Raw genomic sequence first — 5,776 nt, forward strand, 5'->3', positions numbered from 1 at the left:
AGCGCAGCGAAGGACCTCACCCGCTGACCGTCACGGTTGGGAGATCCTTCACGTCGCTCGCAAGCTCGCTCGTTCAGGATGACAGACTCATTGCTGACCGCTGACGCAAACGTCGAGCGTCAGCAGACGGGTGAGCGTTGACGGTCAGCGGGTGAGGTCCTTCGCTGCGCTCAGGACGACAATTGCGAGTCGCGCGTTTTCACCCCAACATTCCCACGACCCACCTCTGAAACCCGAAACCCAGAACCCGACACCCGCTCACGACCCACGTCTGAAACCCGAAACCCAGAACCCGACACCCGCTCACGACCTTCCGCCTGCTGCCGCTGGATGGACACGACGATGTCGCTCGATCTCCTGCCCTGGCTCTCGCTGGCTGCGCTCGGCGGGTATCACGGTCTCAACCCCGGCATGGGCTGGCTCTTCGCGGTGGCCCTCGGCCTGCAAGAGAAGCGGCTGGCCGCCGTCATTCGGGCGTTCGGGCCGATTGCCGCCGGGCATGCTGCGTCGGTCGCGGTCGTCGTGCTGCTGGTCGGGGTGGCCCAGCTCTGGGTCGACGCCGCCGCTCTCCGCTGGGTCGGCGGCGGGCTGCTGATCGCGTTCGGTGCGTACAAGCTGCTGGTTCCGCTGTCACACCCGAAGTGGGTGGGGATGCGGGTCGGCCCGGCCGACCTGGCGCTCTGGTCGTTCTTGATGGCGTCGGCGCACGGGGCCGGCCTGATGCTGATGCCGGTCCTGCTGCGCCTGCATCCGGACCTCGCCGCCCATGCCGACCACGAGACCAGCGCCGGCCAGGCACTCCTTCACGCGCTCGATCAACTGGCGATAGTCGATCTGGCGGCGATCGGCGTGCACACGCTCTCGATGCTCGTGGTGATGGCGGCCCTGGCGATCGTCGTCTACCAGAGGGTCGGGCTGAAGATCCTTCGCTCGGCCTGGCTGAACCTTGACCGGATCTGGGCCATCGCCCTGGTGATCACCGGAGCGGTGACCATCGTGCTCTGAGCGGCCGGCGCGGAGCGCCCCGGCTGTGCGCTACCATTCAGGCGGCGCCAGTGGCCTGCAGATGATCGCTGGGCCGCTGGAGCGTAGACGTGGCGGGAGTGCCCCTCAGCAGCAGCCCGGAGATCGCCGCCGGCGCGGCCTCGGTGGCTGCGCGCCCTCGGCTCTACTACGGGTGGGTGATCGTCGGCGTGTTAGCCGTGACCAGCGCCCTCACGATGGCGATGGGCGCGCTCAACTTCGGCCTCTTCATCAAGCCGATGGGCGACGAACTCGGCATCGGCCGCGCCATCTTCGGCTGGTCCCAGTCGTCGCGCCAGGTCACCAGCGCGCTGACGGCCCCGATTGTTGGCCCGCTGATCGACCGCTTCGGCGTCCGCATCATGCTGCCGCTGGCCGCCATCCTCTGCTTCGTCGCGATGGTCTGGCTGTCGCTGGCATCACACGGCTGGGAGATCATCGCGGCGTTTGCCGTGATGGGCCTCGTCGGCATGAACGGCCCTGGCGCGCTGGTGACGTCCGTCCCCGTCACCAAGTGGTTCGTGCGACATCGGGCCAGGGCGATGGCGTATGCGTCGCTCGGGGTGCCGCTGGGCGGGTTCCTGCTGGTGCCGCTCACCCAGATCCTGATCGACGAGCTAGGCTGGCGCATGGCCTGGGTCGTGATGGGCCTGATCGGCGCGGGCGTCATCGCGCCGCTGGCGTACACCTTCATTCGCCGCCAGCCTGAGGACATGGGCTTGCTTCCAGATGGTCGTCGGCCCATCACGACAGCGGTCACGCGACGGGCCGACGGTGAGCCGAAAGCCTCACCGCACGCCGATGAGCACTCGTGGACCCGTGCCGAGGCGATCCGAACGGTGACGTTCTGGAAGCTGGTCTTCGTGTTCGGGCTGGTGATGCTGGCGATGACCAGCGTCGCCGTCCACCGCATCCCGAGCTTCATGGATCGTGGACTCGATCCGCACCTGATCTCCTACGCCACGGCGATGGATGCAGCCGCCGCCGGCCTCAGTACGTTCATGATGGGCCTGCTGGCGCACCGGATCCCGTCGCGAATCATGGGCGCGCTCGGCTTCCTGCTGCTGGCCGTCGCGTCGATCCTGACGATCCTCGCCAACAACCACGTCATCATGTTCCTGTCGATGATCACCTTCGGGTTTGGCATCGGCTCCGGCATGATGATGCAGAACTACCTCTGGGCCGACTACTTTGGCCGGCGCTACCAGGGCGGCATCCGCGGGGCCGTCACGCCGATCACACTGCTGTTCTCGGCAGCCGGCCCACCGGTCGCCGGGTACGTCCGCGACGCCGTCGGAAGCTACGATCCGGTCTGGATGGTGGCCATCGTGCTGATGCTGCTCGGGGCCGTCGCCGTCGGGACCACGCCGCCGCCGGGTCGCCCGCCGTCAGCGCTGGAGGGCGTACCGGCCCGCTGACCTTCGCAGGACGGTCCCCATGTCCAGACCCAGGGCCTGCACATCGAGCCGGTCATCGCGCAGGCTGGCTCGCACACGGCGCAGGACGAGGTCAAAGATGCGCGCGGCCTCACACACCCGACCACGAGTTCCCGATCCCCGGCGAGGGGACCTGTGACTACGTCAAGGTCCTGCCCGCGCTCGACCGAGTCGGCTACGACGGCTTCGTGGATGTCGACCTACAGCTTCAGGCCCTCCGTCAGGCCCCGGATGAACCACTTCTGGAGCGCCACGTAGAACAGGATCACCGGCAGCGCGTACATCAGGTACGCGGCGCACTGGGTGCCGTAGGTGCTGAACTCGCCTTCCAGCACCGTCGAGTCGGCCCAGGTCATCACGATGCCGATACCGAGCGTGTAGAGCTCTTTGCGGTCGATCATCGTGTAGGTGAACAGGAACTCGCCCCACACCCGAATGAACTCGAACAGGCCAACCACCACCATGCCGCCGGTGCCCATCGGCGCGATAATCCGCCAGAACGCCTGCCAGCGACCGCAGCCGTCGATCATCGCCGCTTCCTCGAAGACGGACGGGATGTTCAGGAACGTCTGGCGCATGATGAAGCAGGGCACGGCCATACCCGCCGAGAACGCCAGGATCAGGCCGAACAGGCTGTTCCGCAGGCCGAGGAAGGACATCAGCTCATACTGCGCGATGAGGCCGCCGGCGCGCGGCACGAAGATCAGCATCACCATCGAGTAGAAGATGAGATCGCGTCCGGGAAAGCGCAGGCGTGCGAAGGCGTACCCGGCCAGGCTGGCGCACACCACCTGGAGGATCGTCGCGCCGATCGCCACGAACATGCTGTTCTGGAACTGCTGCAGAAAGGCTGGCATCCGCTCGATGGCGAACGTGTAGTTCGCGAGTGTCGGGCGCATCGGCAAGAGCGACGGGAGCGCCTGGTACAGCTCCACGCGCGTCTTGAACGAAGCCGACACCGCCCAGACAATCGGCAGCAGGAACACCAGCATCAGCGCCCAGACGGCCAGCCGCTGGAGGATCGCGCTACGCCTCCACCAGAGCCGCTCCAGGGTGCTGACTCGCCGGCTGCTGCCAACGGTCGCCAAGGTTGCCATGCAGGAACTCCTAGTCTGGACGGTCGCTGCGCAACACGCGGAACACGATGGCCGAGATCAGCATCGAGATGATGCCGACCGTCAGGCCCATGGCCGCCGCGTAGCCCCAGCGCATATCGCCCAACTTGAACGCCACGTCGTAGCTGTACCGGCCGATGATCTGCGCGGAGGCTCGTGGGCCAGTCTCGTTCGGGAAAAAGATCAGCGACTCTTCGACCGTGCCAAGGACGCCAGCGGAGAGGACCAGCACCAGCACGAACGACGGGCGCAACAGCGGCAGCGTGATGCTCAGGAAGCGCCGCCACGCACCGGCGCCGTCAATCGCCGCCGCCTCGTACAGCTCACGGTTGATGCCGTAGATCCCGATCAAGAACAACAGGATGGTTTGCCCCATCTGTTTCCAGACCGCCGCGATGGCCAACGTCGGGATCACCCACGCAGCATCGCCGAGCCAGTTCGGAGCCGGCAGGCCCAGGATGTCGCGCAGAATGTGGTTGACGTACCCGAACTGATTGTTCAGCAACTGTCGCCAGAGCAGCAGCGCCACCGCGATGGGCAGGACCACCGGCATGTAGGCGATCACCCGGTACACGCTGGCCTCTTTTGGGCCATTGATCGAGCTGATCAGCACCGCGCCGATCAGGCCCAGGATCAACAGCCCGACCACGTAGTAGCCGGTGTACTGAAACGCCCGATTCATCGACGCCCAGAATGTGGCGTCCTTCCACATCTCGTACCAGTTGTTGAGCCCGTTGAACGGCTGATGATCGGGGATCAGGAACCGGTAGTCCGAAAACGCGATCATCAAGCCGCGCACGATCGGATACCCCTGGAACAGCAGGTACAACCCGACGGCCGGCGCGATGAACGCGTACCCCATCAGCGCATCGCCGATCACGCGCCGTCGTCGGGAGGCGCGGCGGGCGGCGTCCGCCCCGGGCACACTGGCTCGGCCTGCGCTCGGCGAGAGCGTCTGCATCGCCTACGATTCTCCTTGCTGACATCACAGGCCAGCGCTGGTAAGCGGCGACGACGCCTGGACTCGGCCGCCAGAGACGACGCGCCGCTGGACCAGCGTGCGGCCCGACGCCTCGTGTGCGTCGGGCCGCCGTATCGGAACAGCCGTCAGCGAACCGACTTCGCCATCTCCTCCTGAATGTCCTTCATCGCGCCCTGCACGGCTTCCTTGTCGCCGATCTCGCCGGCCCAGAAGCGCTCCATCCACGGCCAGATCTTTGTCTGCGTCGCCGGGTAGCTCGCACCGACCATGACCGGCATCAGCGTGCTGCTGGCAATGGCCTTGTAGCTGTCGGCGATCTCCGGGTAGTCCGTGGCCTTTGTCACGAACTTGTCGAACGTCGCCTTGTGGACCGGCGAGCCGGAGAAGGTGATGACCTTCGGCCACCACTTGTCCGATACCTCGCCTTCCGGCGCGAAGATCGACAGCAGCCAGTTGACGCCCTCCTGCGGGTCTGCCCCGCCGACGAACGCAAAGCCAGAATCGACATGCATCCAGCTTCGGGGCTTGTCGGTCTTGCTGACCTGCGGCGGCAGCATCCCACCGACATTCTCGTTGCCGTACACCTTCTTCGCGGTGCGGATCCACGAGTGCGAGTCGATACCGGCGAAGACCTTGCCCTTCTCCCAGATCGACACGTCGCCGGCGGCAATGAACGAGTCGTTGGTGATGAGCCCGTTCTTGAACCACCGGTTGTACATGTTGATGGTGTCGTAGAACTCGGGGGTGTCGAGCGCGTAGACGCCCTTGCTGTCCCAGATCTCCTGCTTACGGGTGACGTAGGAGGTGCCGAGCGTCCGGTAGAACTCCTTCCGCATCGCGAAGGGGATCACCTGCTCGGAGGCCATCGCCTTCTTGACCTCGCCGAGCACCTTCTCGAAGTCGTCCCAGGTGTCCGGCATCTTGTCGACGCCGGCCTTCTTCAGGTAGTCCGAGCGGTAGCCCAACAGGTGGATGTTGAGCTTCATCGGCACGAAGTACAGCTTGCCCTCGAACCGGTTCACGTCGTCGATGTTGGGGGCGTAGTAGGTGGACTTCATGTCCTTGGCCCACGGCACCGCCGACGCTTTCACCTGGTCGTCGATGGGCATGGCCATACCGGACTTGATGTAGTTGTACTGATTGAAGAACGGCGCGTAGCCGTGGGCGCTCCAGGGGATCGACTTGTCCTTGATCATCGCCAGGGCCTTCGGCTCCCAGCC

General features: G+C 65.5%; 5 protein-coding genes. 2 read left to right on the forward strand and 3 right to left on the reverse strand.

What is annotated here, in order from left to right; genetic code table 11:
* The first annotated feature begins 342 nt into the window (after positions 1–342).
* Both IT306_15720 and IT306_15725 read left to right on the forward strand, forming a co-directional pair.
* Complete coding sequence (locus IT306_15720; GenBank protein MCC7369876.1) at positions 343–1,005, forward strand: hypothetical protein; 663 nt, start codon at positions 343–345, stop codon at positions 1,003–1,005.
* 89 nt (positions 1,006–1,094) lie between these two features.
* Positions 1,095–2,441 carry an MFS transporter gene (locus IT306_15725; protein ID MCC7369877.1) on the forward strand — a complete coding sequence of 449 codons (1,347 nt, stop codon included), beginning with the start codon at positions 1,095–1,097 and terminating at the stop codon, positions 2,439–2,441.
* Between the two features lie 218 nt (positions 2,442–2,659).
* Here IT306_15725 and IT306_15730 read toward each other — a convergent pair whose 3' ends face one another.
* From IT306_15730 to IT306_15740, 3 genes are all read right to left on the reverse strand, one after another.
* Positions 2,660–3,556, reverse strand: a complete 897-nt coding sequence (locus tag IT306_15730) for a carbohydrate ABC transporter permease (GenBank protein MCC7369878.1) — start codon at positions 3,554–3,556, stop codon at positions 2,660–2,662.
* Between the two features lie 10 nt (positions 3,557–3,566).
* A complete protein-coding gene (locus tag IT306_15735) occupies positions 3,567–4,535 on the reverse strand; it encodes a sugar ABC transporter permease (protein ID MCC7369879.1) in 969 nt (322 codons plus the stop codon).
* Positions 4,536–4,681: 146 nt separating this feature from the next.
* Positions 4,682–5,776, reverse strand: a 1,095-nt coding sequence (locus IT306_15740) for a hypothetical protein (protein ID MCC7369880.1), incomplete at its 5' end; no start/stop codon positions are given.

This window comes from Chloroflexota bacterium (genome assembly GCA_020850535.1).
Lineage (GTDB): Bacteria > Chloroflexota > UBA6077 > UBA6077 > JACCZL01 > JADZEM01.